The organism is Achromobacter sp. UMC71 (assembly GCF_014170305.1).
Taxonomy (GTDB): Bacteria; Pseudomonadota; Gammaproteobacteria; order Burkholderiales; family Burkholderiaceae_B; genus Achromobacter.
This window is the reverse complement of the sequence record NZ_LZZT01000045.1, coordinates 327,585-351,120: the sequence shown is the minus strand read 5'-3', so window position 1 is coordinate 351,120 and position 23,536 is coordinate 327,585. Positions and strand designations below refer to the sequence as shown.

21 protein-coding genes are annotated in these 23,536 nt (G+C 67.9%); 7 read left to right on the top strand and 14 right to left on the bottom strand.

Annotated elements, in window-relative coordinates; translation table 11 throughout:
* On the top strand, positions 1–405 hold a 405-nt coding region (locus A9974_RS22460), incomplete at its 5' end, for a hypothetical protein (RefSeq protein ID WP_183006375.1).
* Positions 402–1,931: a hypothetical protein gene (locus A9974_RS22455; protein ID WP_183006374.1), complete on the top strand. Its 1,530-nt coding sequence runs from the start codon at positions 402–404 to the stop codon at positions 1,929–1,931. The genes A9974_RS22460 and A9974_RS22455, both read left to right, overlap by 4 nt.
* Here A9974_RS22455 and A9974_RS22450 read toward each other — a convergent pair.
* The 5 genes from A9974_RS22450 to A9974_RS22430 all read right to left on the bottom strand — a co-directional run bounded on the left by A9974_RS22450 (position 1,928) and on the right by A9974_RS22430 (position 9,098).
* On the bottom strand, positions 1,928–2,566 hold the full coding sequence (locus A9974_RS22450) for a 2OG-Fe(II) oxygenase (RefSeq protein ID WP_183006373.1): 639 nt from the start codon (positions 2,564–2,566) through the stop codon (positions 1,928–1,930). The genes A9974_RS22455 and A9974_RS22450 overlap by 4 nt on opposite strands.
* 23 nt (positions 2,567–2,589) lie before the next feature.
* Positions 2,590–4,911 (bottom strand): YcaO-like family protein, encoded by a 2,322-nt coding sequence (locus tag A9974_RS22445; RefSeq protein WP_183006372.1) that lies wholly within the window; start codon positions 4,909–4,911, stop codon positions 2,590–2,592.
* An 11-nt stretch (positions 4,912–4,922) separates the two neighbouring features.
* Positions 4,923–7,118: a YcaO-like family protein gene (locus tag A9974_RS22440; RefSeq protein ID WP_183006371.1), complete on the bottom strand. Its 2,196-nt coding sequence runs from the start codon at positions 7,116–7,118 to the stop codon at positions 4,923–4,925.
* Positions 7,119–7,274: 156 nt separating this feature from the next.
* Positions 7,275–7,475 (bottom strand): hypothetical protein, encoded by a 201-nt coding sequence (locus A9974_RS22435; protein WP_183006370.1) that lies wholly within the window; start codon positions 7,473–7,475, stop codon positions 7,275–7,277.
* Between the two features lie 378 nt (positions 7,476–7,853).
* A complete protein-coding gene (locus tag A9974_RS22430) occupies positions 7,854–9,098 on the bottom strand; it encodes an NADH:flavin oxidoreductase/NADH oxidase family protein (protein ID WP_183006369.1) in 1,245 nt (414 codons plus the stop codon).
* Between the two features lie 107 nt (positions 9,099–9,205).
* Between A9974_RS22430 and A9974_RS22425 the strand changes: the two genes are divergently transcribed.
* Positions 9,206–9,625 (top strand): MerR family transcriptional regulator, encoded by a 420-nt coding sequence (locus tag A9974_RS22425; protein ID WP_183006368.1) that lies wholly within the window; start codon positions 9,206–9,208, stop codon positions 9,623–9,625.
* On the opposite strand, the gene A9974_RS22420 is transcribed toward A9974_RS22425, so the two are convergent.
* Both A9974_RS22420 and A9974_RS22415 read right to left on the bottom strand, forming a co-directional pair.
* Positions 9,622–10,002, bottom strand: coding sequence for a LysR substrate-binding domain-containing protein (locus A9974_RS22420; protein ID WP_370539671.1), 381 nt, complete (start codon positions 10,000–10,002; stop codon positions 9,622–9,624). The two genes, A9974_RS22425 and A9974_RS22420, sit on opposite strands and share 4 nt — an antisense overlap.
* Positions 9,957–10,850, bottom strand: coding sequence for a LysR substrate-binding domain-containing protein (locus A9974_RS22415; protein WP_183006367.1), 894 nt, complete (start codon positions 10,848–10,850; stop codon positions 9,957–9,959). Before A9974_RS22415 ends, A9974_RS22420 begins: the two co-directional genes overlap by 46 nt.
* 177 nt (positions 10,851–11,027) lie before the next feature.
* On the opposite strand from A9974_RS22415, the gene argH reads away from it, so the two are divergent.
* Entirely contained in the window at positions 11,028–12,551 is a 1,524-nt protein-coding gene (gene argH, locus A9974_RS22410) for an argininosuccinate lyase (protein ID WP_183006366.1), read from the top strand.
* A gap of 108 nt (positions 12,552–12,659) precedes the next feature.
* Positions 12,660–13,640, top strand: a complete 981-nt coding sequence (locus A9974_RS22405; protein WP_183006365.1) for a tripartite tricarboxylate transporter substrate binding protein — start codon at positions 12,660–12,662, stop codon at positions 13,638–13,640.
* 65 nt (positions 13,641–13,705) lie between these two features.
* On the opposite strand, the gene A9974_RS22400 is transcribed toward A9974_RS22405, so the two are convergent.
* On the bottom strand, positions 13,706–14,197 hold the full coding sequence (locus A9974_RS22400) for a GNAT family N-acetyltransferase (RefSeq protein WP_183006364.1): 492 nt from the start codon (positions 14,195–14,197) through the stop codon (positions 13,706–13,708).
* A gap of 344 nt (positions 14,198–14,541) precedes the next feature.
* On the opposite strand from A9974_RS22400, the gene A9974_RS22395 reads away from it, so the two are divergent.
* Positions 14,542–15,576, top strand: a complete 1,035-nt coding sequence (locus A9974_RS22395) for an AraC family transcriptional regulator (RefSeq protein WP_183006363.1) — start codon at positions 14,542–14,544, stop codon at positions 15,574–15,576.
* 20 nt (positions 15,577–15,596) lie between these two features.
* Here the strand turns inward: A9974_RS22395 and A9974_RS22390 are convergent, their stop codons facing one another.
* Positions 15,597–16,487 carry a LysR family transcriptional regulator gene (locus A9974_RS22390; protein ID WP_183006362.1) on the bottom strand — a complete coding sequence of 297 codons (891 nt, stop codon included), beginning with the start codon at positions 16,485–16,487 and terminating at the stop codon, positions 15,597–15,599.
* A 162-nt stretch (positions 16,488–16,649) separates the two neighbouring features.
* Here A9974_RS22390 and A9974_RS22385 point away from each other — a divergent pair, with 162 nt between their 5' ends.
* Positions 16,650–18,131 (top strand): MFS transporter, encoded by a 1,482-nt coding sequence (locus A9974_RS22385; RefSeq protein ID WP_183006361.1) that lies wholly within the window; start codon positions 16,650–16,652, stop codon positions 18,129–18,131.
* On the opposite strand, the gene A9974_RS22380 is transcribed toward A9974_RS22385, so the two are convergent.
* From A9974_RS22380 to A9974_RS22360, 5 genes are read right to left on the bottom strand one after another with little or no spacing between them, the layout of a single operon-like run.
* The gene (locus A9974_RS22380) at positions 18,119–18,958 is read right to left on the bottom strand and encodes a class I fructose-bisphosphate aldolase (protein ID WP_183006360.1); all 840 of its coding nucleotides are present in this window, start codon (positions 18,956–18,958) and stop codon (positions 18,119–18,121) included. The genes A9974_RS22385 and A9974_RS22380 overlap by 13 nt on opposite strands.
* 13 nt (positions 18,959–18,971) lie before the next feature.
* On the bottom strand, positions 18,972–19,952 hold the full coding sequence (locus A9974_RS22375) for an aldo/keto reductase (protein ID WP_183006359.1): 981 nt from the start codon (positions 19,950–19,952) through the stop codon (positions 18,972–18,974).
* Complete coding sequence (locus tag A9974_RS22370) at positions 19,949–20,974, bottom strand: ABC transporter permease (RefSeq protein ID WP_183006358.1); 1,026 nt, start codon at positions 20,972–20,974, stop codon at positions 19,949–19,951. The genes A9974_RS22375 and A9974_RS22370 overlap by 4 nt, the downstream gene beginning before the upstream one ends.
* On the bottom strand, positions 20,971–22,494 hold the full coding sequence (locus A9974_RS22365; RefSeq protein WP_183006357.1) for a sugar ABC transporter ATP-binding protein: 1,524 nt from the start codon (positions 22,492–22,494) through the stop codon (positions 20,971–20,973). The genes A9974_RS22370 and A9974_RS22365 overlap by 4 nt, the downstream gene beginning before the upstream one ends.
* Positions 22,491–23,525, bottom strand: coding sequence for a substrate-binding domain-containing protein (locus A9974_RS22360; protein ID WP_183006356.1), 1,035 nt, complete (start codon positions 23,523–23,525; stop codon positions 22,491–22,493). The genes A9974_RS22365 and A9974_RS22360 overlap by 4 nt, the downstream gene beginning before the upstream one ends.
* Positions 23,526–23,536 lie beyond the last annotated feature (11 nt).

Sequence of the window (23,536 nt, the reverse complement as noted above, 5' to 3'; positions counted from 1 at the left end):
TGGTACGGCTACGACGCGATGAACCGCCAGACCACGGTCGAGGCGGTCAACGCCAACCTGGAGATCAACGCGGCCCAGGGCCACAAGCTGACGTACGACGCCAACGGCAACCGCCTCTCGGACACGTATTGGGACAAGGTCCTCTATGCCGACGGCGGCACGGCGGCCGGCTTCACCACGGAGCGGTACACGTACGACGCGATCAACCGCCTGACCACGCTGCGGCGCGACGGGCTGCTGCTGGACGCGCGCTACTACGACGGGGCCGACCGCGTGGTGCTCAGCGGCATCGACGGGTCGCTGGGCAAGGCGTTCTTTGACCGGTCGGGGCTGGCGGGCGAGCAGCGGCGTATGACGGCTACGACGGCGCCGGGCGGCTGTATTCGGCGCGGGTGGTCAAGATGACCGATGCGGGCCTGTCGGGCGGCTACGCCACGACGTATTCCGGCTACGACCAGGCGGGCAACGTCACGCAGTACTCGACGGCGGTGTATGACGGCTCGCCCTACACCAACACGTACACCTACACCCACGAGCGCTACGAGGGCTACCGGGAGAAGACGCTGTCGGGCACCAGCACCGCGCTGGACCCGGGCCAGACGACGTACCAGTACGACGTCAACGGCAACCTGATCGGCGTGGTCGATAGCAAGGACAGCAGCAAGAACCAGACGCTGGTCAATGATGCCAACGGCAAGATTTTGCAGCGCGTGCAGAACGGGCAGACGATCCGGTCGCTGGTGGTGAACGGGGAGTTGATGGGAACGACCGGGCCGGCGGCGGGGGCGGATGATTTCTCGCCGAGCTTCCGACCGATTGACGGGGGCAATCCTTCGGCCAGTCCGGGGTCGTATCGGATACAGGCGGGCGGACGGGCCGCTAAACCGATTGCTTGCCGAAGGGAGAAGTTAGATCTTGGGCCACCAAATTGCCTGACGCCCACGCACCCTCCGGCCACGCCATTCCTCATGCACTACCTCTTCCGCCCCATCAAACACCTGTACCCCATCCGTGAATGGGCGCTTGAGCGGGGGGCGGAAATGCGCATGGCGCCCGAAACCTACGAGATGTCTTTGCAGTTGAACGATCGCAAGGTGGTGCTGATCCCGCGATTCGTCCGGGAAGAAGAAGGTCGCATCGTCTACCACCGCGACATGTCGGCGGATGGAAATTTCATTGGCTGGATGCCGTACGCGGTGAAGTCATGGGCGTTGTCCAACGACAAGCGTGCATTCAAGGACTATGCGGTGGCCAATGGGCTGCGGGTAACGGCCAGTTGGACGGAAGGGGCGCATTTGGCGCCGGACTACATCGTCAAGCCTGCGGTAGGGTCGTTTGGCGTCGGTATCCGTGGACCGTTCGGGCCGTTGGCGCCATTGGACGCGGACGTGGAGCTGGCCGAAGGTGAGTTCTATGAGCAGTTCATACGGGGCCGCAGTGCCAAGGCGTGGTTCTGGAATGGCCATCCGGTGGCGCTGGAGGTGCTGACGCCGCCGATGATTACCGGGGATGGCCGGCGCAGCCTGCGCGAGATTGCGGCGCAGCCGCGCGGCAATTTCGATGTGGCGTTGAATCTGGACGAGTCAGTGCAAATTCTGGCGTGGCAGGGCGTGGATCTGGATTCCGTGCTGCCCGCCGGTATGGAGGTGATGCTGGACTACCGCTATATGACGCCGTACGACCGGGTGACGGTGACGAACCGCAATGTGTGGCGGTCGGTATCGCCAGAGATTGCCGGGCAGTTCAGCTACGCGGGGCAGTTGCTGTACCGCGGTATCGACGCGGCGGTGCGGCGCAATTCGGTGTTTACGCTGGATGCGGTGATCGACTCGGAAGACCGGGTCTGGTTGCTGGAGATGAACAGCCATCCGATGATTCATCCTGGCGTGTATCCCCATATGCTGGCGTCGATATTTGGGGAAGCGGCTTAGACCTGCGGCGCCCGGAGCCTGGCCTGCTCGACCAGCGGTCGCAGCGCGTCTTCGTCCCACATCTTGAACACCAGCACGCGGCGGTCGCTGGGGCAGATTCGCGAGACGGACCGGCCGACGTGATGGGGGTCGCCGCGCAAGATGGCGACGCGGCCCGGACGGGGCATGATGCCGCCGCTGATTTCGCCGTTTTCATCGAAGATCAACGTTTCGCCAGCCCAGGTGATGTCCCACTGCGGGCTGCAGTAGATCAGTACGGTGAGGTGAGCGGGCGCCACGGTGCGGTTGCGAAAGTCGAAGTGCGGGTTGCCTTCGGTGCCAAAGGTGTTGGCGCTGACGCTGCATTCGTACAAGCCCAGGGTGCCGCCGATCTTGGCGGCGACCATTTCCCAGGTTTCGCGCAGCACATCGAGCGGGTCTTCCAGTGCGTCCATTTGGTCTTCGACGCGTCCGAACAGCGCTTCTTCGGTGACGGCGACGGGGTAGTACCAATGGATGTCCAGGGAGTGCGTTTCGAACCGGCTGGCGCGGTTCAGGAAGTACATGGGCATCCAGTTGGACGCCTGGGTCAGGCGCTCGAGCAGGTCGGGCGTGAACCAGTCGTCGTGGACTTCAACGCCGGTGGGCAGGTGCATGGGGTTTCCTGGTGGTGAAGCGTTCAGGGAAAAGGATGGGGGAAAGTCGACGCGGGATGGTGGCTGGCCACGTTGCCGAGCGGTTCCATGCCGCTACCGAATGACATGGGCACTAGACCGGGCGCAAACGCACGCGCCACGGCCAGGCGTTCGCCTGAACCCAGTGCGTTCTGGCGGGGCGTGATGTCGACGAACAAGGGGCTGATGCCTTGGGCGACCAGCCCGTCGTAGAGCGCCTGCGCGTCGGGCAGGTCGTGGCGCTCGATCTGCGCGAAAGGTTGATGGGTATCGGGGACGGCCAGGTTGTCGGCCCGGTGAAACCAGGCGGGGCTGGCGTACAGGTCGAAGTGGTCGTCGGGCGTGCGGACGCTGGCTGGGCGGATGCGGCCGATGGCAATTCCATGCAGCAGCGAGAAGACGCGGGATTCCAGTTCGGCCAGGGCCGATTCCAGGGCGCGTTGCAGGCCTAGCCCGGCGCCTGCGCTGACGCAGGCAACGCGCCGCTCGGCATGGCGCGCCATCAGGAAGGCTACCTGGGCGTAGGGGGATGGCAAGGCCTGGACCGTGACGGAGAATCCCGTGGCGAGGATGGCGCGGACGCGGGCCTGGAACGCGCCAGGCAGCGAGTCGATCGGCAGGCCCGTGCCGGGCTGCTGGGCGAGCCAATGGCGCATGAAGCCATCGCGTTCGATCAGCTCCAGCGTGCCTGCCAGGCGGGCGTCGGCCTGGGTGGTGCCGGCGGCGCAGCCCGAGGAATTGCTGTACCAGTAGAACGCGCTTTGCCCATGGCGGTTGCGCAGCGATTCGGCCGAGTAGACCAGATCGGCCAGTACGGCGATACGCCGGCCGTCGGTGATGCGTTCGGCGTCGGCCCAGCGCTGCGTGGCGTGGTCATCGAATGGCACGCAAGGAAAGCCTTTGCGACGGTACTGCTGTGGGGTGAAGCGCGCGACGTGGTGCGGATGCAGGGCATCGGTCAGGTCGGCGTAGGCGGCTTGCCGCAGGTTGCGGGGTTCGCAGTAGCCTTGGCGTTCGATGGTCTCGGCGACGGCCTTCCGGCAAGCCAGCACAGGATCGGTGTCGCGGCCCCAAGTGGGGCGGTCGATCGGACCGTGCCGGAGTTTGGCGCGGCCAACATAGTAGGGCAGGGTGTATTGGTCGGAAGGGGCATCGGCCCACGTGAAATCCATGACAGGCGCGGCGTCGGTCCGCGCCAGCTGGCTGGCGGTGGGCAGGGTGCCGAAGATCGCCGAACCCAGGATCAGATGGCTCGGCGTGCGGCACAGGCTGCGCACGATAGCCTCGTAGTAGCTGCCAAACGCCACGAAGCCCAGGCCCTGGTGACTGGCGGCCAGGGCGCCGTTCTGCAGAGCCATGCCGGCTTCGGTGTACAGGTATTGCACGGCGCGGTTGCGGTAGCGCAGCGCGGCCAGTTGCGCGTCGGCCGCCAGGAAGATCATGCCCGCGGCTGATTCCAGCAGCCAGGGCTTGGCGATGGCGCGTGGCAGGGTCGCCAGCGACGGGGCGATCAATTCGTATTGCAGGAGATAGGCGTCGGGATAGCGGACACGGTAGAGGCCGGGCGCCAGGGTTTGTCCAGGCGCGCCGCAAGTGGGGCGCTGCAGCGCGAGGTAGACCTCGGTCAGGTGCATGGCGCCCGCCGAAGGCGTGGTGCGGCGGGGCAGGAGATGGCCCGCGCGCTCGCGGTCGTTGCAGACAATGCCCGTCAACGACCAGGCCAACGCGTCCAGCGCCTCTTGCGGCACGGGGGCATCACCGTAGGTATAGGTCGAACGGCGGGTGGCCAGGGCCGTTTGCAGGGTGTCGTCCTGGAGGCGGGCGATGGTGCGTTGCAGAGAGGGACGGCACGCCGCTGCGAGGGTTTGCGCGGGGGCGCGGACCGAGCCGGCCGGTGCCGTGGCGTTGTTCGCTGGCGAAGTGGCGGATCCTGCAAACCGCTGGCCGATGCGTTCGGACAGGTTGTCGGGTGCAGGCTGGCCATAGGGACTACTGCCCCAGGCAAACCCCATATTGGCCAGCAGATAGCTCCCGGCGTCCACCAGGGCGCCGCTGTCCAGCAGAAAGGGGATGAACCGGCCGAGCCGCTCGCGCGTGTCGCGGTGCGCGACGCTGTCCAGCAGTTCCGTGATGGAGCGGGTGCCGTCGCACAAGGCGAAGGCCCGGCGCAGCAACGCGCGGTCGGCGCGAATGGCGATGTCGCCGTGGGCTTGGCGTACGGTGAGCGTGTCGCCATCGATCAGCGCGGGACCGGCCAGCATCGGGCACACCCTGGCGGGATCATGGGCGCGCAGGTCTTCTGCGGTGATGGGGGCTTCCGTCAGCATGTGGGGAGTCGTCAAGGAAATGGGTGGGGAAATTTCGCGTGGCGATGCACCTGGGCGAGCATGCCCAGGGGCTCCAGGCCCACGCCGAAAGACAGGGGCACCAGGGATGGCACAAATGCCTTGACCACGTGCAGCGGGCGCGTGCCGTGGTCCAGCACGCACTGCGTGGTAGTGAGGTCGACGATGACGGGCGCCATGCCGGCCGCGGCCAGCCGGTGCACCAGCGCGCCGCGCAGGGGCCGCTGCGCCAGGTCGCGCCAATCGATGGCGGCAGCATGGGCTTGGAACAGCGTATCGGCCCGCCGGTAGTAGCGCCTGACGCCATACAGTTCGAAATGGTCGGCCGGGGTGCGCACCGCGGCGGGGTGGCTGATCATCGGGACAGGGCCATGGCGCCAGGCCAGCACGCGCGATTCCAGTTCTGCCAGGGCGTGTGCCAGGGTTGCGTGCGGATCGTTGCCTGCCGCGGCGCCCAGGGTCGTGAAGCAGCGGGTGTCATCGCGCGCCCAGACGATGAAGACGTGCGCCCACTGCGAGTCCAGCCGTTGAATGCTGATCTCGCTGGGCAGCGCGCGCAGGCGTTGCAGGCGTGCCTGGATATCGGCAGGCAAACTGGTGTCGGCCAAGGGTGTGCCGGGGTGCTGGCTGAGCCAGTGGCGCATGAACGCATCGCGTTCGATCAGTTCGCCCAGGGCGCGTTCGATGGCTTCGGGCGGTGTGGCGCCGGCTGCACAGCCCGAAGTGGTGGCGTACGTCAGAGGCGGGACGAGCGCAAGACCAGCGCGGACCAGCGAGGGCCGCGCGTAGACCAGATCTGCGGGAATCCAGGCGGAGCGGCCATCGTCGCTGTGGACGGCACGAGTCCAGTGATAGCGTTGGGTCGCGGAAAACGGCCGAAAAGGGAAGCCTGGCCGGCGATATTGCGCCGTGCGATACCGGATGAAGGCGGACGGGTCCAGGGTGCCTGGCAGGTCGTTGGCGCAGCCCTCGGCCGGCGCGTCTGGCGTGTTCCAGGCCAGGCGCTCGATGACTTCGGCGCTGGCTTTGCGATAGGCCGTGTCTGGGTCCTGGCTTGCACCCCAGGAATAGTCGCCGTCGGGCGCGTTGCGCCGCTGCTGGGCGCGGGCCAGATACAGTGGGGGGGCCGCGGCCTGCGGGGCGCCGTTGTCCAGCAGGCTCGTGTCGATCCACGAAAATTCCAGTTCCGGGCCGGACCCGGCCGGAACGGGCGCATCCGTCGATGGGCCGAACACCGCCGATCCCAGTATCAGTTGTGGCCCCGTGCCGCAGAGCGCCTGCACGGCCGCTTCGTCGTAGCAGCCCAGCGTGGCATAGCCCAGGCCAAGTGCAGTGGCGGCCAACGCGCCGTTATGCAGCGCGGCGCCGGCTTCGGTGTACAGGTACTGCACCGCGCGGTTGCGGTAGCGGGTCGCTGCCAACGCGATATCACCCGCCAGGAAAATGGCGCCTGTGGCCGTCTGCACATGCCAGGGCTGAACGAAGGCGCGTACCAGCAGGGAGACGTCGCCGACGCGCTCCAGAGCCACCTGGCGCGGGCCGGGGTAGTGCACGCGGTAGATGCCCGGCGCATGGCCGTCGACAGGACGCCGCAACGCTACGTAAGGCTGGACCTGATGCAGGGCGCCTGCGGATGCAATGGTCCGGCGGGCGATATCGGCGCCAAGGCGCTCGTGGGCGGTACGTACAATGCCGCACAGCGCCCATAACAAGCCCGTGAGACTGCCGGCTGGCATGGCGGTATTCGCGAAGACATAGCAGGAAATCCGGTGCGTCAGGGGCGCCATCCAGGCGGCTGCGTCGACGGTGTCGATACTCAGAGCGTCAGTGGTGGACGTTGCGTCTGGCCAGCGCGGGCGGCGGCTGAGACGGTCGGTGTCCAGCGGTGGTGCGGAGCGGCCGTGAGGGGCGGCCTGGGAGGCGTACTGCAATGCATGCGCCGTCAACAGGTTGCCGTCCACCAAGGCCCCTGCCGCAAGCAGATCCGCCAGAAAGGCCGCGAAGCGCTCGGGATTGATCGCGGTAGGCAATGCCGACAAGATGGCAGCGACAGGGCGCGTGCCATCGCAGAGATCCAGCGCCGCGCGCAAGAAGGCGGGCGGCGCGGTGACGGAGAGCTCGCCATCAGCATGGCGGATGCGCAGGCGGCGGCCGGTCAAGATGGCCGTGCCCGTGACCGCCGGGCACATTGGCGTTGCCGGAAGCGGCGCGAGGTGGCCGAGCGGCGTTGCGGCGTCGGTCTGTGAAACCATGAATACGGGAAAGAGAGTAAAAAATCCCTTACTGCCGCCGGGCGGGCGAGGGATCGGGCAACGCGGACAACAGGGCCTGCGGCGTGCCGCAGCTCAAGGGGCGCCGCCGCTGCCGGAGTCGTCGCCGCTGCCGCCAGAACCCAGCGGCATGCCGACCTTGTGGGGCAGGCGCATCTTGTGCGTCACCGACCATTCGACGTCACGGCGGGGTTTTTTTTTCTCGACCTTGCTCGCCGCGCCCTGTTCAAGCGCCTGGGCGGATTCCGCGCCCTGTTGGGCAGCGATTAGCGTCATGGATATCTCCTGATATGTATAGACAAAGAGGACCTGCATCGACTTTTTTTGCCATCCTCGACAACATATCCGGCTTGGGGAGGAAAAGTTTAGCGAAGGCGGGGCGGAGTCATGGTCGAGCTCGCCCTTCGGCAGGCAGGCCCGCCCTGCGCTTGGCGGCTCATCCGCGGGGATGCTAAATGGGTGCCGAGTTGAGCCGGTGCAGGCGGTGCTGCGCCATGTGTCGGGGGCGGATGTGACGATGACAGAGGGACATGCTGTCGGGCAGGCGCTGCTGGCATCGGTGGCCGGGTTCTGGTTGCGGGTGGTTTTTTCGATGTCTGAAAGGCCGATCGGGCGGGGCTGGTTTGGCCGGTAAGGCTTGTACGCCCCGCATACCTACGCCCTGGCGCTGTCCGCGCGCGCTTGCATCCAGCGGCGATACCGGCAGGTCCGGCGCTGGGCGCCGGCTTGCGACACGACCAGCGCCCAGACGGGTGACACGCCGGGCGCGGGACGGCGTTGGCGGCTGAGGCGGGTCAGTTGGTATTTCACGGCCGCCATGTGCGCGGCGGTGGCCAGCACCTTGTCTTTCCAGTGGATGGGCTTGAGTTGGGGCGCGCTGGCTTGTCCCTGGCGCCAGCGGCGAGGCAGGTCCGGTTCGATGGCCAAGGCGGTGGCGATGCCGGCCATGGCGATGCCGCTGTCGATCACCTGGTCCGCGACGGCGCGGCGCCGGATGCCGCCGGTGACCATCAGGGGCATGGTGGCGACCGCGGCGATGTCGCGGGCGAAATCCAGGAAATAGGCCTCGCGCGCCAGGGTGCGTTCGTCTCGCGCGGCGCCCATCATGGCGGGGGCTTCGTAGCTACCGCCGGACAACTCGACCAGGTCCACACCCAGCGGCGCCAGCATCTCGATCACGTGGCGGGCGTCTTCCGGCGAGAAGCCGCCGCGCTGGAAATCGGCCGAGTTGAGTTTGACGGCAATGGCAAAGCCCGGGCTGACGGCGGCGCGCACGCGCCGCACGGTGTCCAGCAGCAGGCGGGCACGATTTTCCAGGCTGCCGCCCCAGCGATCCTGGCGGCGGTTCGATAACGGCGACAGGAACTGGCTGATCAGATAACCGTGCGCGGCATGGATCTGCACGCCCGTGAATCCGGCGCGCTCGGCAAGCGCGGCGGTGGCGGCGTAGCGGTGTTCGACGTCGGCGATGTCGGCGGCTGTCATTTCACGCGGGACGCCGAACCTTTTGGATTGCGCGCCCAGGTCCAGGGCGACCGCGGACGGCGCCAGGGTTTCCTGGCCGAGGGCGGCGGGCATCTGGCGGCCGGGGTGGTTGATCTGCATCCAGGCTTGTGCGCCGTGTGAACGCGCGGCGTCCGACCAAGCCTTGAAGCGGTCCAGATGACGGTCGTTTTCCAGCACGACGCCGCCGGGGCCGGTCATGGCGCGGGCATCGATCATGACGTTGCCGGTGATGATGAGGCCGGCCTCGCCCTCTGCCCAGGAACGGTACAGGCGGATCAGCGCGGCGGAGGGGGCGTGATTGTCATCGGCCATGTTTTCTTCCATGGCGGCTTTGGCGATGCGGTTCGGGATGACGCTGCCCGAAGGCAGGGTAAGGGGCGAGAACAGGGACATGATGTGCTTACGGAGTCAGGGATTGCCAGACCTTAACCTTCAAGTTAGATTGAAGGTCAAGCGCTGGCGCGCGCTTTTTGCGGGTGCGGCGGCAAAAGGGGAAAACGTTGAATATCGGAGAATTGGCCAAGCGCACCGGACTGGCCGCGTCGCGTATCCGCTTCTATGAAAGCCGCGGCCTGCTGAAGATGGCGGCCCGGGGCGCCAATGGCTATCGCGTCTACCCGCCCGAGGCGGCGCTGGCGCTGGCGCTGATCACGACCGCGCAGCAGGCCGGTTTCAGTCTGGATGAGATCCGGCCGTTGCTGCCGTCCGGGCAGGGCGACTGGGATCAAGGCGCGCTGTTGGCGGCGCTGCGTCGCAAGGTCGCCGAGATCGAGGCGTTGCAGGCGAAGCTGGCCAACAACAAGGCGCAACTGGCGGCGGTGATCGAGGACATCGAGGACATCGAGGCCAGGCCGGACGATCTGGATTGTTCGGCCAACGCCAGCCGGGTGCTGTCGCGTGTGCTGGGTAAAGACGCCTAGGGCAGACGCGGCGGGCTGCCAGGCAGTAGTTCTTCGCTGGCATGGTCGAAACGCTCGATCAGGAAGTCCAGCAATCGACGCACGCGGGGCGCCATGTAGCGGGTGCCTTGAAAGACGGCGTGCACGCCGGCTTCGGCCACGCTGTAGTCGGGCAGCAGGACTTGCAGGCGGCCGGCGCGCAGGTCTTCGGCGGCGTCCCAGATGGTCTTGCGGGCGATGCCGCGGCCGGCCAGCGCCCAGCTGCGCGCGAGCGCGCCGTCGTTGGTTTCCCAGGCGCGTTCCAGCGGCACGGTGATGCGCTGAACCTCACGGTCACGTTGACGGACGGTGGTCAGTACGCCGGCATATCCAGCGCGGTGAAGGTTTCCCGCACGCACTCGGCCATGCGCCGGGCCAGCGTGTTGACCGGGTAGTGGTCGGACGTGACCGCGTAACTGTGGAATTCGACCTTTTCTGAAAACGGAATCTCGCGCAGGTCCGGGATGCCCAGCGCGCGCGGTACGACGGGATTGACGATGGAGATGCCCAGCCCCTTGCTGACCATGGTGCAGATGGTGGTGGCGTAGGGCGTTTCGATCGACAGGATGCGGGCGTCGTCGGGAAAATAGCGGTCAATGGCGGCGCGGTTGAAACTGCCGGCGGGCAGCGAGATGAAGTTCTCGTCGTGGAAATCGGCGGGCGTGAGCCGCGCCCTGGCGGCCAGCGGATGTGCGGCGGGCACGATGCCCGCGCCGTGAGCGGTGTTGATGCGTTCGTAATGCAGGCCGGGCAGGTCGGTGTGCAGGGAACAGAAACCGATATCGCAGACGCCGGTGGCGAGCCATTTGGCGACGACGTCCGAGCCGCCGGTGTTGACCACGACGGGGATGTCCGAGAACTTGCGGCGAAACAGGCGGATGGCGTCGGGCAGGACGCATTGGGTGATGGAGCCGACCGCGCCGACCCGCAGCAGCCCGGTGCCGCGCCGGCGGATGGAGCTGGCGCTGTCGTTCAGGGATTCCAGGCCGATGAAGGCGCGTTCGACGTCGGCGTAGAAGGCTTCGGCTTCGGGCGTGGGGATGATGCGCGTGCCCACCCGCTGGAACAGGCCGAAGCCCAGGGTCTTTTCCAGCAGCGCGATCCAGCGGCTGACGTTGGGCTGCGAGGTATGCAGCAGGCCGGCGGCGGTGGTCATCGAGCGCGTCATCATGACGGCGCGGAAGGCTTCGACTTGCTTGAAGTTCATGCGGTAAATCCCTAGGCGGGCAGGGCGGGAACGGGCGGCCAGCAAAGCGGCCTGGCGGCACGGCGGCTGGCGTGTCTAATCATATCAATTTTGTATGAGAAGTCGTAAGAATCTGATTTGACGTATGAATTGGCCGAGCGAGAGACTACGGTTTTCCTTGTTTCGCACCGGACCGATATGGAATCCAAAGTCAGCACCCGCTTGAAGCAACCCCTGGCCCCCCAGGTGCTCCAGCATCTTTTTCTTCCGCGCTTGAACCGGGAGTTTTTCGCCAATTTCGAGATGTTGACCCAGGTCAACCTGGCGCATCTGCTGATGCTGCGCGAGCAGGGCATCCTGGACCACGCAGCGTCGCAGCGCCTGGCGCAGGCCTTGCTGGCGATGCAGGCGGACGGGCCCCACGCGGTGGAGCTGGACGCGGCGCGTGAAGAGGCCTATTTCAACTACGAGGCCCACCTGATCAAGGCGGTGGGGCAGGAATTGGGCGGGCGGTTGCATACGGCCCGCAGCCGCAATGACATCGGCGCCACGATCGACCGGATGCGGGCGCGCGATTTCGCGGCCCGCATCGGTACCGCGTTGATCGGCGTGTCGCAAGCGGCGCTGGCGCAGGCCGAGCGCTACGCGGACTGTGTGATGCCGGGCTACACCCACATGCAGGCGGCGCAGCCGATTACCTATGGCTATTACCTGTCGGCGCTGGCGGATGCCTGGTCGCGGGATATCGGCCGGCTGGCGCATGCGCTGGAAACCGCTGACGCCTCGCCGCTGGGCGCCTGCGCGCTGGCCGGCACGTCGTTTCCGATCGACCGCGGCGCCACCAGCGCGCTGCTGGGCTTCAGCGGTCCGCTGGCCAATGCGCTGGACAGCGTGGCGTCGCGGGATTTCGCCTTGGAACTGAGCGCAACGCTGTCGATCATGATGATCACCTGCAGCCGCATGGTGCAGGACTTCTATATCTGGTCGACGCCGGAATTCGGCTATCTGTCGTTTCCGGACAGCATCGCCAGCACGTCCAGCATCATGCCGCAGAAGAAGAATCCGGCGGTGCTGGAGTACCTGCGCGGCAAGACGGGGCACCTGATCGGGCTGACGGCGGCCGCGCTGTCGACGGTGAAGTCGACCCACTTCACGCATTCCGGCGACAGCAGCCGCGAAAGCACCCGTACCTGCTGGGAGTCCTGCGAGGAAGCGCTGAAGGCGCTGGAACTGATGCAGCTGCTGGTGGAGCAGGTGGCGCCCAATCGCGAACGCATGGCGTCGCGCGCGGCGGACGACTTTTCGACCGTGACGGACCTGGCGGATCTGCTGGTGCGACGGGCGGACGCGTCGTTCCGCGATGCGCACCACATCATTGGCGCGGTGGTGCGGCAGGCGCTCGAGCAAGGCTTGCCGGCGCGCGCGATCACGCCGGCGATGATCACGTCGGCGGCGGCTGGGCAATTGGGCCGTCCGGTGACGCTGGACGAGGCGGACATCGCCGCTTGTCTGGACCCGGTGCGCAACGTGGCCGCGCGCCAGTCGCAGGGCGGGCCGGCCCCGCAATTGGTGCGGGCGCATATCGGCGAGCAGCGCGCGCGGCTGGCCGTGCAGCAGGCGGCGATCGACGCGGCGCTGCAGCGGGCGGCGGATGCGCGCGAGGCGCTGCAGCGCCAGGCTGCCGCGTTGGCGGCATCTGAAGCCGGCGTGGCCACGGCATAAGGCGGCGCCACCCGTAACCGTTCAACCCGACAGACGCAAGAACCACGGCACACGGCGCGGCATCCTGCGCCGCCGTATAAATCACATCAAGCAAGGGGAATATCAATCATGGTCAATGCATTGCCGAAGTTCGCCGTGGCGCTGGCCGCGGCATGGGGGATCAGCCTGGGCGCCCAGGCGGCCCCGGCGGCCTATCCCAGCAAACCGATCACGCTGGTGGTGCCGTTCGCGCCGGGCGGCACGGTGAACCTGATGGGGCGGCTGCTGGCCAACCACATGTCCGAAGCGCTGGGCCAGACGGTGATCGTGGAGAACAAGCCGGGCGGGGGCGGCAGCATCGGGGCCAATTTCGTGGCGAAGGCGGCGCCCGATGGCTACACGCTGTTGCTGGCGACGATGGGCCAGCAGTCGATCCTGCCGCTGCTGTCCAAGAACCTGCCGTACAACGCCGACAAGGATTTCGCGCCGGTGGCGTTGTTCTCGACGGTGCCCAATGTGCTGGCGGTGTCCAAGGACGCGCCGGCCAAGACGGTGGACGAGTTGGTGGCGTATGGCCGTGCCAATCCCGGCAAGCTGAACATGGCGTCGGCGGGCATGGGCTCGGTCAATCACCTGACCGGCGAGCTGTTCATGTTCCGCTCGGGCGCCAAGTTCGAGCATGTGCCTTACCGCGGGGCAGGGCCGGCAACGTCGGACCTGCTGTCGGGCCAGGTGCAGGTACTGTTCGCGAACCTGCCCAATGTGTTGCCTTACGTGAAGTCGGGGCAGGTGCGGGTGCTGGCGGTGGCCAGCGACAAGCGCAGCGCGTCCATCAAGGACGTGCCGACGCTGGCCGAGGCGGGCGTGAAGGACGCGGTGGTCGAGTCGTGGTACGGGGTGATGGCGCCGGCGGGCACGGATCCACTGGTGATCCGCAAGCTGCAGGACACGGTGATCGCGATTGCCAACGACAAGGCGCTGGTGGGGCAACTAGCCGACCAGGGCGCGGTGCCGTTCCCCGGCACCAGCGAAGACCTGGCCAAGCTGTCCGGTGAAGAGACCAAACGCTGGAAGGAAATCATCGACAGCGCGAAGATCCAGCTGGACTGACGGCGGGATGGCGCAGTGTCGTCGGGCCGCGGCGCACAGCGCCTGGCGGCCCGGCAGAGGCGCCGCTACAGGTCCATCACCATTTCATGCCACGACATACCGCCGTGATCGGACGGCGAAGGCCGCACGTAGCGGTAGCCCAGCTTGCGGTAGAGCGCGACGTGGCGCTCCTTGCACATCAGGTGGATGGTCTGCTTGCCCAACTGCCGGGCATTGTCGACAAACTTGCGCATCAGCAGGCTGGAATAGCCCTTGCCCTGGTGGGCCGGGTCCACGACCACGGACATGATCACCACGTTGGGCGCGTCCGGGTCGTGGCCGACGAGCTCCTTGAAGGCCTCGTCCGACATGGTCACATCGTGGGCGCAGCCGCTGTTGATGAAACCGACGATGCCGCCGTCCGCTTCCAGCAGCAGGAACCCTTGGGGATATTGCGCGATGCGGGTGGCGATCTTGGCGTGGGTGGCGGCCTCGTCGCCTTCGTAGGCCGTGGTTTCGATCTGGAAGCAGCGGTCGGTGTCGGCGGGGCGGGGCGAGCGGAATACCAGGGTGGGCATGGATGTGGCGGCGCAGCGTAAACGGGCAAAAGCGCTATGGTAGCTGTTTCGCGAAGCCTCTCCTGCGCTGGCGCGCAATGACAAAAAAAGCGCATTCCCCGGGGAGGGGGAATGCGCGAAATAGCTGTGCGGCGCAGCGCGAGAAACCTGATCGCTGCGCCCCGCCTGCTTGCGGTACTTCGGCCCGAGTCCGCATACTGCTGCGGGATCTCGCAGCCAGCTTAGATACTGTCGGTCGCACGGCTATACCGTGCGTCTCAGTTTCGGTCTTTTTGCCTGGTATTTACTTTTTGTTATGCTCTGGACAGCTCAGCCTGCAGCCATCCGCGCAGCGATCTCCAAGCGTGAATCCGAATGCTTACCTGGCCGGCTCGACGCCGCCGCTTCCGCCCGATATCGCCCATCATCATTTCGATGTCGCGGCGCAGGCCCCCGAACGCCGTTTGCTGGCCTGGCGCGACCAGGTCGGGCACGTGGTGGACGTGCTGCCAAGCCTTGATGCGCTGCAGCAACCCTTCAACGCCTCGATCGACCGTTACCGCGTCGGCCAACTGATGTTCACCGACTGCCGTTCCGACGCGATGCGGCTGGAACGGTCGCTGGTGCGCATTTCCCGGGACAACATCCGCGACTTCGCGTTCCATGTGTTCCTGGAAGGGGGCGTGGACGGGGTGTCGGTGCGCAATGGACCGCGCGCGGGGGACGAGGGCGGCGCGGCGCGGGTGCTGGCGGTGGACCTGGGCCAGCCGGTGCGGATGCTGCGCCATGCCTGCCGCATGCTGACCTTCTTCGTGCCGGCGGGCCTGGTGCAGGAAGTGTTTCCGGACCCGCAGGCTATTCACGGCCGGATGCTGCGCGACACGATGCCGCTGACCCGCCTGGCGATCAGCCAGGCGGCCGCGCTGGGGCAGTCGGTGTGCAGCCTGAGCGCGGCGCAGGTCCAGGCCGGCATCACCGACTGCGTGCGCCTGCTGTTGGCCGCCTTCGGCAAAGAGGCCGGGCTGGCGGGCAATGCCCGGGCGGCGGTGCGGGCAGCGATGTTCGGCGAAGTGCGCCGCTACATCCAGGCCAACCTGCACCAGGCGGAGCTGACGCCGGAATCCGTGGTGCAGGCGCTGCGGCTGCCGCGCCCGACGGTGTACCGGCTGTTCCAGCACGAGGGCGGACTGGGCGCGTATATCCGTCTGCTGCGGCTGCGGCTGGCGGCCGAGGAGCTGGTGCGGTATCCGCATCTGACCGTGATGGAAGTCGCCTATGGGCTGGGGTTCGGCAGCGCGTCGGACTTTACCCGCGCGTTTCGGCGCGCCTACGACATGCCGCCGCAGGAATTCCGCGAGCAGTCCTGGATGTGGCCGGAACGGGCCCGGCTGCGGGCCTAGCGAGCGGGCGCGGGGCGGCGCTAACCCGAGCACACCTGCCGCACGCTCTCCCTTAACCAGCGGTGGCCGGGGTCGGCGTCCATGCGCGGATGCCACAGCATGGATACGGTGATTTCCGGCGTGCCGACGGGCAGCGCAAAGCTGTGCATGCCGGCGCGCAGATTGCCGGTGTGGCGTTCGGGCACGCTGGCGATCAGGTCGGTGCCGCGCGCCAGGGTCAGCGCATCGGAAAAGCCAGCCACGATGGTGGCGACCTGACGGGTCAGGCCCAAGGCGGCCAAGGCCTCGTCGATGGGGCCTTTGTCCAGCCCGCGCCGCGACACCAGCACGTGCTGGCCGGCCGCGTAGCGGGCCGGTGTGATCTTGCCCTTGGCCAGCGGATGGCCGGCGCGCACTGCGCCGATGAAGCGGTCGCGAAACAGGGCGCGGGTGCGGATCTCGGGGCTGCTGCCCGAGCCGATGACGCCGGTTTCCAGGTCTACGCTGCCGTCGCGCAGCGGGGCGCTGTTCTTGTCGGTCTTGGCGACGAAGCGCAGTGTGACGCCGGGCGCCTCGCGGCCGGCCAGCGCGATCAGGGCCGCGCCGAAATTTTCCACGAAGCCGTCGCTGGTGCGCAGCGTGAAGGTGCGCGCCAGCCGCGCCGGGTCCAGCAGCTCGGCGGGGCGCAGCACGGCACGGGCGTCCTGCACCAGCTGGGCGACGTGATCGCGCAGTTCGATGGCACGGGGCGTGGGCACCAGGCCGCGGCCGGCCCGCACCAGCAGGGGATCGCCGGTGGTTTCACGCAGGCGGGCCAGCGCCCGGCTCATGGCCGACGGGCTCAGGTGCAGACGGCGCGCCGCCCGGGCGACGTTGCCTTCGGCCAGCAGGACGTCCAGGGTCAGCAGCAGATTGAGGTCGGGGCGGGACATGGCGGGACGGTAGCACGGCGGCGGCGCGGTATGGCGTCTGGTGCAGGGATAAAGTGCAAATGCTGCGTCTTCCGCCCTACGTGAGACGGCCCTACGCTGCGGGTTGGGGCCGGTCCGGTGCACGTCGGGCGGCCGTTTTGATGCCCGCCGCCGCAGAAAATCATGTCCGAATCCTTGCCGAACCCGAACCCGAACCCGAACCCGAACCCGAACCCGGTCGGGAGCGCTGCGGCGCGCCAGGGCCGGCATCCCGCCCAGGATCCCCCCCTGGCCGTTGTATCGGCCCCGCGCGCCGCCTGGGCGTTGGCGAGCCTGTCGCTATCCCTGCTGCTGGCCTCCCTGGGTACCAGCAGCGCCAACGTGGCCCTGCCGGCGCTGGCGCAGGCCTTTGCCGCGCCGTTTCCGCAGGTGCAGTGGGTCGTGCTGGCGTATCTGCTGGCGGTCACGATCTGCGTCGTCGGCGCGGGTCGCCTTGGGGACCAGTGGGGGCGCCGGCGCCTGCTGCTGGCGGGCATCGTGGTGTTCACCGTGGCGTCGGCGTTGTGCGGCGTGGCGCCCACGCTCGGGTGGTTGATCGCGGCGCGGGCGGCGCAGGGCGCGGGCGCCGCCGTGATGATGGCGCTGTCGATGGCGTTCGTGGGCGACATCCTGCCCAAGGACAGGACCGGCAGTGCGATGGGCTTGCTGGGCACGATGTCGGCGGTGGGCACGGCGCTGGGACCGACGCTGGGCGGCGTGCTGATCGCGGCGTTGGGCTGGCGTCTGATCTTCCTGGCGAACCTGCCGCTGGGCCTGCTGGCCTTGGCGCTGGTGGCTCGCCATCTGCCGGCAGACCGGCCCAGGGCGGGCGGCGCGGGCGTCGACGTGAACGGCACGGTGTTGCTGGCAGTCACGCTGGGCGCCTATGCGTTGGCGATGACGTTGGGGCGCGGCCACTGGGGGGCGCTGAACGCCGGGCTGCTGCTGGCGGCGGCGGCCGGCGGGTGGCTGTTCCTGCGGATCGAGGCCCGGCTGGCGGCGCCGCTGGTGCGCCCGGCGATGTTGCGCGACCGGGAGCTGGGAGCCGGCCTGGCGATGAACGCGCTGGTGTCGACCGTGATGATGGCCACGCTGGTGGTCGGCCCGTTCTACCTGACTCAGGCCTTGGCGCTGGACGCGGCCATGGCGGGGCTGGTGATGTCGGCGGGGCCGCTGGTCAGCGCGCTGTGCGGCGTGCCGGCGGGGCGCCTGGTGGACCGCCATGGCGCGGCGCGGATCGCTCGACGCGGCCTGGCGGCCATGGTCGCGGGCGCGGCGCTGCTGGCGGCGTTGCCGCCGGCGCTGGGCGTGGCTGGCTATATCGGGCCGATCGTGGTGCTGACCATCGGCTACGCAGTCTTTCAGGCCGCCAACAATACCGGCGTCATGGCCGACGTCGACGCGCGACAGCGCGGGCTGGTGGCGGGCATGTTGAGCCTGTCGCGCAACCTGGGGCTGGTGACCGGGGCCTCGGCCATGGGCGCGGTGTTCGCCCTGGCGGCGGGGACGGCGGACCTGACCGAGGCGCCGCCCGCGGCGGTGGCGCGGGGGATGGGGGTGGCGTTTGGGGTGGCCGCGGCGCTGGCGGCCTGCGCCTGGGGAATCGGCTGGCGTCAACGCTCGTAGATATCCCATGCCTGCTTGGCGTCCACACCGTCATGGATCAGCGCCATCAGCGCTCGCACCACCGCCGACGGATCGGCATGCTGGTAGACGTTGCGGCCATACACCAGCCCCACGGCGCCCTGGTCCAGCAGCTCGCGTGAGCGGCCAAAGACCTGGCGCAGGTCTTCGCGGCCGCCGCCGCGCACCAGCACCGGGCAGCGGGCGGCCTGCACCACGCGGTGGAAGTCCTGCGCATGGGTGGTGGGGTCCGCTTTGACGATGTCGGCGCCCATTTCGCGCGCCAGCCGCACTAGCGTGACGATTTTTTCCGCGTCGCCGTCGACCATGTAGCCGCCGCGCTCGGAATGCGGCGCCATGACCAGCGGCTCGATCATCAGGGGCATGCCGTAGCGGTCGCAGTCGGCGCGCACGCGGGCGATGTTGGCCACGCATTGGCGGAACAGGTCGGGCTCGCCGGGCAGCATGAACAGGTTGACCACGACGCAGGCCGCGTCCATCTGCACGGCGGGCAGCACGGGGTCTTGTTCGTTTTGCAGCACCGCCCACATGACGCGGTGGATGGTGGCGTTGTAGGGGTTGCCCATGTCCAGGCGCATGACCAGGGCGGGCTTGTCGCGGCCGGGCTGCTGCTGCAGCAGATCGGCCTGGCCGTAGTTCAGCTGGATGGCGTCGGGACCGGCGGCCAGCAGCTGGGCCATGACGGCGGGCATGTCTTCCAGGCCCGACAGAAAGCTGGGCTCGTTGCAGACGCCGTGGTCTACGGCGATGTCCAGGCAGCGGCCGGCGTTCAGCAGGCGATTCAGGCGGGCTTGTTTGAGGTGCGGCATGAGGGCTCCGGGGTCAGTCCAGCGCTTGCAGGTGGCGCTGGGCCGCCGCGTCGATAGCGGCGATGTGTGGGGGATCCAGGCGCAGCGCGGCGGCGCGCGCGTTCTGGGTGGCCTGGCGGGCGTCGCGGGCGCCGCACAGCGCCACGGTGACGCCGCCGGGCCGGGTGGTCCAGGCGATCATCAGTTGCGACAGCGTGCAGTCCAGCTGTTGCCGCAGCGGCTCCAGGTCCTGGAAGAAGGCTTGCAGGCGAACGCGGTTGCCGGTCGAAAAGCGCGGGTTGCCGGCGCGTTGGTCATCGCCGCCGAACTGGCGGCCAGGATCGATGGGGCCGGCCAGCAGGCCCAGCGCCAGCGACGAGTAGCCCAGGATGCCGACCTTGTGTTCGCGGCACAGCGGCATCAGGGTGGCTTCGATGTCGCGGTCGATCAGGCTGTAGCGTTCCTGGATGGCATCGACGGGGCCGTGGCGCAGGTATTCGGCCAGCGTGGCCGCGTCCACATTGCTGACGCCGATGCCGCGGATCTTGCCCTGGCGCTTCAGGTCGAGCAGGGCGTCCATGGTTTCGGCAACCGGCGTGGTGTCGTCCTGCCAGTGGGTGATGTACAGGTCGATGTAGTCGGTACGCAGGCGCGCCAGGCTTTGCTCGACTTCATGGAAGATGGAGGCGCGCCCCAGATGGCGGTGCACGGCCTGGCCGTCTTCGTCAAAGAAATGGCGGCCCTGGCGGGTGTGCCACACCAGGCCGCACTTGGTGGCGATCACGGCCTGGTCGCGGCGGCCCTCCAGGGCGCGGCCGACCAGGCTTTCGGCGTGGCCCAGACCATAGGCGGGGGCGGTGTCGATCAACTGCACGCCCGCGTCGAGCGAGGCGCGGATGGCGTCGATGGCGGCCGCGTCGTCGTTGCCGCCCCACATCCAGCCGCCCATGGCCCAGGTGCCCAGGCCCACGGTTTGGCAGCGGATGGCGCATGCGCCCAGTGTGATGGTGTTCATCGATGTCCCTTCTTGACGTTCATGAGATGGTCGACGGTGACGGCGCCCAGGAGAATCAGGCCCTTGACCACGTCCTGCCAGTACGGCGACACGTCCAGCAGGATCAGCGAGCTGGTCACCACCGACAGCAGCGCCAGGCCGAGCACCGCGCCCAGCACGGTGCCCGAGCCGCCTTTCAGGCTGGCGCCGCCAATGACGACGGCGGCGATGACGTTCAGTTCCATGCCGACGCCGAAAGTGGGCGTGGCCGCGCCGAAGCGCGCGGTGTAGACCACGCCGGCCAGGCCCGCCAGCGCCGAGCACAGCACGGTGACCCAGAACTTGACGCGGCCGGTGCGGATGCCGGCGTAGAGCGCGGCCTTTTCGTTGCTGCCGGTGTAGAACACCTTGCGCAGCAGGGCCGAGCGGCGCAGCGCGAAGTCGCTGAGGGCGACGATGGCGCCGAAGATCAGGATCACCGCGGGAATGCCGGCGATCGTGCCCTGGCCGATGAACTTGAACTGCGGCGGCAAGGAAAACAGCGATTGCGGCGTGCCCTGGGTGATGGCCAGGCAGAGCCCGCGCACGATCACCATGAAAGCCAGCGAGGCGATGAAATGGCTGAGCCCGATGCGCGTGACGCAGCCGCCGATCATGGCGCCGATCGCGGCGCTGGCGGCGATGGCGGCCAGGCCCGCCGTCCACGGATCCAGTCCCATCAGAAACAGCTTGCCGGTTACCACCATGGCCAGGCACACCACCGAGCCCACTGAAAGATCGATGCCGCCGACGATGACCAGGAAGGTCATGCCGACCACGACGATGCCTTCGATGGAAAACGACAGCAGCATCGCGCGCACGTTTTCCCAGGTCAGGAAGTGGGGCGAGGCGAAGCTCATCACGATGCACAGCGCGGCGATGATCAGCAGCAGGCCGGCTTCGCGCAGGCTGGCCAGCCGGTGGCGCAGGCGCGGCGGCGCGCCTGCTGCCTGGGGCGCCAGCGCAGCGCTGGCGGAGGCCGGGGAGGGTAGGTCCGTCATCATGCCGTCTCCTGTGCGCCCAGGCCCGAGGCCAGCCTGAGCAGCTTTTCTTCTGTCATGTCGGCGCGGGCCAGCTCGCCGGCCAGCCTGCCGTTGCGGATCACCAGCGCGCGGTCGCACAGGCCGATGATTTCGGGCAATTCGGATGAGATCACCACCACGCCGACGCCCTGGTCGGCCAGTTCGCGCAGCAGGTGGTGGATTTCGGATTTGGCGCCCACGTCGACGCCGCGGGTGGGTTCGTCCATCAGCAGCACGGCGGGGCGGGTGGCCAGCAGCTTGGCGATGGCCACTTTCTGCTGGTTGCCGCCCGACAGGCAGGCGGCGTCCTGGCCCACGCCGGCGGACTTGAGCTTGAGCCTGGCGCCCAGGTCGACGGCCAGCTGGCGTTCGGCCGGCCGACGCAACAGGCCGAAGCGGCCGCTGATGCGGGCCAATGCCATCGACGACACGTTCTGCTCGATGGGCATGTCCAGGAACAGGCCGGCGGCCTTGCGGTCTTCGCTGAGATAGGCGATGCCGTGGCGCAGGGCGTCGGCGTAGCGGCGTAGCCGCAGGGGCTTGCCGCGCAGGCTGACCGAGCCCTGGCGCGCGCGCCGCAGGCCGCAGACGGTTTCGGCCAGCTCGCTGCGGCCGGCGCCCATCAGCCCGGAGATGCCCAGGATCTCGCCGCGCCGCAGGCTGAAAGAGATGCCGTGCACGCGGGCGCCGTCATCGATGCCCTGCACGTCCAGCAGGGTTTCGGGCGGCTGGCCGGTATCGGCCTGCCCGGGCGGGTAATAGTTGCCCAGGTCGCGCCCGACCATGCTGCGCACCAGGGCGTCCGGCGTCATGTCGGCAATGCAAGCGCAGTGCACGTCGCGGCCGTCGCGCAGCACGGTGACGCGGTCGCAATGCTCGAAGATCTCGGCCATGCGGTGGCTGATGTAGATGATGCCGATGCCCTGCGCCTTCAGGCCATGCAGCACGCGGAACAGCGCCGCCGACTCCACTTCGGTCAGCGCCGCGGTGGGCTCGTCCAGGATCAGCACCTTGCAGTCCAGCGTCAGGGCGCGGGCGATCTCGACCAGTTGCTGGCTGGAGATGCCCAGCTGGTCCACCCGCAACGCCGGGTCGATGTCCTGCCCCAACCGCCGCAGCACCTGCACGGCGCGCCGGTTCAGGTCGGCGTAGTCCATCCAGGCGCTTGGCTGGGTGTTGATGTGCGGCATGAACAGGTTTTCGGCCACCGTGGCGTCGCCGCACAGCGCGATTTCCTGGTGCACTAGGCCGATGCCCAGCCGCATGGCGTGCGCCGGGCCGTCAATGACGACCCGCTGGCCATCCAGCAGGATGGCGCCGGCGTCGGGCGCATGGATGCCGTCGATGATTTTCATCAGCGTCGACTTGCCGGCGCCGTTCTCGCCGCACAGGGCATGGATTTCGCCCCGTTGCAGCGAGAAGTGCACGCCGGCCAGCGCTTGCGCCGCGCCGAAGCGCTTGCTGATGCCCTGCAGTTCCAGCAGGGGCGCGGCGGGCGTCATTCGTTGATGCCCTTGGTGCCGCGGCGCGCCAGGTACTTGTCCCAATAAAAGTCGTCGGCGTTGGCCTTGCTGACGATCGACAGGCCGTTGTCCAGGAACGGCACCGCCATGGGGTTGCTGCCGTTGCGCTTGGCGTCGTTCATGGGGTCGATCAGTTGCTGGTTGCGCGCCAGGAACAGCAGCATCATGCCCATGTAGCCCTGCACGCCCTGGTTGGGGTTGACCGAACCGAACACCTCGCCGGACTTGATCATGTCCAGGATCTTGGCGTTGACGTCGCAGCACAGCACCTTGATGTTCTTCTTGGTTTCGATGCTGGCTTGCGCGGCGCCCAGCGCGGAGTTGGCCTCGGGCATGAACAGGGCGCCCAGGCCGGGGTTGGCCTGCGCCAGGCTCAACGTGGCCTGGTAGGCCTTGTTCGGATCCTGGTTGCTGGCCGCGCGGCCCACCAGTTTCATGCCGGGGTGCTTGGTCTTCATGCGGTTGATGAAGGCCGCGATGCGGCGGTCGTGGTTGTCCTGGCCGGGGTTTTCCAGCACCGCGTATTCGCCCTTGCCGCCCAGCGCGGCGGCGATCGCGTCGGCGGCCTGCGCGCCTTCGCGGTCGTTGTCCGACGTGACGAAGGACACGCGCTTGGAGTTGGGCGAATCGGCGGCGAAGGTCACCACCGGAATGCCCATCGCCGCGGCGCGGTTGATGGGTTCGATGAAGGGGTCAGGGTTCATCGGATGCAGCAGGATGCCGGCCGGCTTGCGCGCCAGTTCCTGTTCAAACGAGGCCAGCTGTTTGTTGACGTCGTACTCGGGCGTGCCCGAATAGCGGGTGCGCACGCCGAGCGACTGGCCCAGCTGCTTCATCATTTCGTACACCGGGAACCAGTACTCCACGCCCGACACCATCACGTTCATCACGTAGACGTCGTTGGGGTTGCCGCGCAGCCCGGGGGCCTGCGGCGCGGCTTGCGCAAAGGCATTGGCGCTGGCCAGGCCCGCGCCCGCCGCCGCCACGGTCTTCAAGAAATCTCGTCTCATGTTTCCGCTCC

What these genes read in the sequence shown, in the direction of transcription:
- A9974_RS22370 (WP_183006358.1), bottom strand. Translation starts at nt 20,974, where the DNA reads ATGATGACGGACCTACCCTCCCCGGCCTCCGCCAGCGCTGCGCTGGCG.
- A9974_RS22380 (WP_183006360.1), bottom strand. Translation starts at nt 18,958, where the DNA reads ATGCCGCACCTCAAACAAGCCCGCCTGAATCGCCTGCTGAACGCCGGC.
- A9974_RS22400 (WP_183006364.1), bottom strand. Translation starts at nt 14,197, where the DNA reads ATGCCCACCCTGGTATTCCGCTCGCCCCGCCCCGCCGACACCGACCGC.
- argH (WP_183006366.1), top strand. Translation starts at nt 11,028, where the DNA reads ATGGAATCCAAAGTCAGCACCCGCTTGAAGCAACCCCTGGCCCCCCAG.
- A9974_RS22455 (WP_183006374.1), top strand. Translation starts at nt 402, where the DNA reads ATGACCGATGCGGGCCTGTCGGGCGGCTACGCCACGACGTATTCCGGC.
- A9974_RS22415 (WP_183006367.1), bottom strand. Translation starts at nt 10,850, where the DNA reads ATGAACTTCAAGCAAGTCGAAGCCTTCCGCGCCGTCATGATGACGCGC.
- A9974_RS22365 (WP_183006357.1), bottom strand. Translation starts at nt 22,494, where the DNA reads ATGACGCCCGCCGCGCCCCTGCTGGAACTGCAGGGCATCAGCAAGCGC.
- A9974_RS22430 (WP_183006369.1), bottom strand. Translation starts at nt 9,098, where the DNA reads ATGTCCCTGTTCTCGCCCCTTACCCTGCCTTCGGGCAGCGTCATCCCG.
- A9974_RS22405 (WP_183006365.1), top strand. Translation starts at nt 12,660, where the DNA reads ATGGTCAATGCATTGCCGAAGTTCGCCGTGGCGCTGGCCGCGGCATGG.
- A9974_RS22375 (WP_183006359.1), bottom strand. Translation starts at nt 19,952, where the DNA reads ATGAACACCATCACACTGGGCGCATGCGCCATCCGCTGCCAAACCGTG.
- A9974_RS22440 (WP_183006371.1), bottom strand. Translation starts at nt 7,118, where the DNA reads ATGTGCCCGGCGGTCACGGGCACGGCCATCTTGACCGGCCGCCGCCTG.
- A9974_RS22435 (WP_183006370.1), bottom strand. Translation starts at nt 7,475, where the DNA reads ATGACGCTAATCGCTGCCCAACAGGGCGCGGAATCCGCCCAGGCGCTT.
- A9974_RS22360 (WP_183006356.1), bottom strand. Translation starts at nt 23,525, where the DNA reads ATGAGACGAGATTTCTTGAAGACCGTGGCGGCGGCGGGCGCGGGCCTG.
- A9974_RS22390 (WP_183006362.1), bottom strand. Translation starts at nt 16,487, where the DNA reads ATGTCCCGCCCCGACCTCAATCTGCTGCTGACCCTGGACGTCCTGCTG.
- A9974_RS22445 (WP_183006372.1), bottom strand. Translation starts at nt 4,911, where the DNA reads ATGCTGACGGAAGCCCCCATCACCGCAGAAGACCTGCGCGCCCATGAT.
- A9974_RS22385 (WP_183006361.1), top strand. Translation starts at nt 16,650, where the DNA reads ATGTCCGAATCCTTGCCGAACCCGAACCCGAACCCGAACCCGAACCCG.
- A9974_RS22450 (WP_183006373.1), bottom strand. Translation starts at nt 2,566, where the DNA reads ATGCACCTGCCCACCGGCGTTGAAGTCCACGACGACTGGTTCACGCCC.